The organism is Falsiroseomonas sp. RANM36, from assembly GCF_056682175.1.
This window is the reverse complement of record NZ_JBWXTD010000004.1, coordinates 530,254-532,143: the sequence shown is the minus strand read 5'-3', so window position 1 is coordinate 532,143 and position 1,890 is coordinate 530,254. Positions and strand designations below refer to the sequence as shown.

Genomic DNA, 1,890 nt, shown 5'->3' with positions numbered 1-1,890 from the left:
CCCGCCGCTGGTGGAACGGCCGGCGCACCTCGTCACCGCGCGGTGCCTGCTGTTCCTGTTCCCGCCGCTGCGCGGCGCCGGCCTGGCCGCCGCCATCATCGGCCTGGCGATCGCCTGGGTGCTGACGGCCGGCTGAGGCGCGTATCGTCGCGCGTCGTGGCATGCCGTGACATGCCGGCCGGCGTCCGCCACGCGGCGAGCGTGCCAATGTAACCGCCGGACGGCCCAGCTTCCTGGGGCGTCCGGCCGAATTCAGCCAGGGAAGGTTCCCGCCCGTGCGTCTCGCTCCCATCGCCCTTGCGGCCGTGCTGGCCCGGCCATTCGCGGCGGCGCCGCCATCGGCCGTGCCCGCCCAGCCGATCTCGCCGCCGATCCCGCCGCCCCGCGCGCCCTCCTCCTTCGCGCCGCTGGCGCGGCGCCTGCTGCCGGCGGTGGTGAACATCCAGACCACCCAGGCCGCCGGCCAGGCCCGTGCCGGGCGCGACGCGCCGGAGGTGCCGCAGGCCCCGCCGGGCAGCCCCTTCGAGGAGTTCTTCCGCGACTTCCTGGAGCGTAACAGGCCGCAGACGCCCGGCCAGCCCGGCCGCCCGCAGCCGCCGGCGCGCCGCGGCCAGTCGCTCGGCTCCGGCTTCATCATCGACCCGTCCGGCATCGTGGTGACCAACAACCACGTCATCGCGGGCGCGGACGAGATCAACGTGGTCCTGCAGGACAACACGACGATCCGCGCCGAGCTGCTCGGCGCCGACCCGCGCACAGACCTGGCCGTGCTGCGCGTGCGCCACAGCGCGCCGCTGCCCTCCGTGCCCTTCGGCGACAGCGACACGGCGCAGGTCGGCGACTGGGTGGTCGCGATCGGCAACCCCTTCGGCCTCGGCGGGTCGGTCACGGCGGGCATCGTCTCGGCGCGCGGCCGCGACATCCGCCAGGGGCTCTATGACGACTTCATCCAGACCGATGCCGCGATCAACCGCGGCAATTCCGGCGGCCCGCTGTTCAACCTCCAGGGCGAGGTGGTCGGCATCAACACGGCGATCTACTCGCCCTCCGGCGGCTCGATCGGCATCGGCTTCTCGATCCCGTCCAACCTCGCCAAGAACATCGTGGCGCCGCTGCGCGACGACGGCCGCGGGCGGCGCGGCTGGCTCGGCGTGAACATCCAGCAGGTCACGGACGAGATCGCCGAGAGCCTCGGCCTTGGCAGCCATGCGCGCGGCGCGCTGGTCGCACGCGCGCAGGAAGGCGGGCCGGCGGCGGCCGGCGGGATCCAGGCCGGCGACGTGATCCTGCGCTTCAACAACCAGGATGTGCGCGAGATGCGCAACCTGCCGCGCATCGTCGCCGAGACGCAGGTGGGGTCGCGCGTGCCGGTGGTGGTCTGGCGGGACGGCCGCGAGCGCACCATCGAGATCACGGTGGCCGAGCTGCCCTCGGAGCAGCAGCAGGCCGCGGTGCAGCCTGGGCAGCAGGCGCCGCGTCAGCAGCAGACCGAGCTTTCGGGCCTCGGCCTGCGCATCGCGCCGATCACGCCGGAGCTGCGCGAGCGCTTCAGCCTGCGCGCCGAGAGCCGTGGCGTGGTGATCACCGAGGTCTCGCCCGGCAGCCCGGCGGCGGAACGGGAGCTGCGCCCCGGCGACGTGATCGTCGAGGTCCAGCAGGAGCGCGTCGCCACGCCGGAGGAGGTGCAGGAGCGGCTGGAGCGTCTGCGCCGGCAGAACCGCGCGACGGCCCTGCTGCTGATCGAGAGCGCGCAGGGCCAGCGCTGGGTGCCGCTGCGACTGAACGCGCCGCAGCGCGGCCAGCCGGGGTGAGGTAGGCGGGGGGGGGGGGGCCCCCCCCCGCCCCCCCCCCCCCCCCGGCGGGGGGGGCCGCGGCGCCCCCGCCGGGGGG

Annotated in this window: 1 protein-coding gene; it reads left to right on the top strand. The window is 75.4% G+C overall.

Annotated elements, in window-relative coordinates:
- The first annotated feature begins 275 nt into the window (after nucleotides 1-275).
- Nucleotides 276-1,811: a DegQ family serine endoprotease gene (locus tag AC1MIR_RS16315; protein ID WP_480029239.1), complete on the top strand. Its 1,536-nt coding sequence runs from the start codon at nucleotides 276-278 to the stop codon at nucleotides 1,809-1,811.
- Nucleotides 1,812-1,890 lie beyond the last annotated feature (79 nt).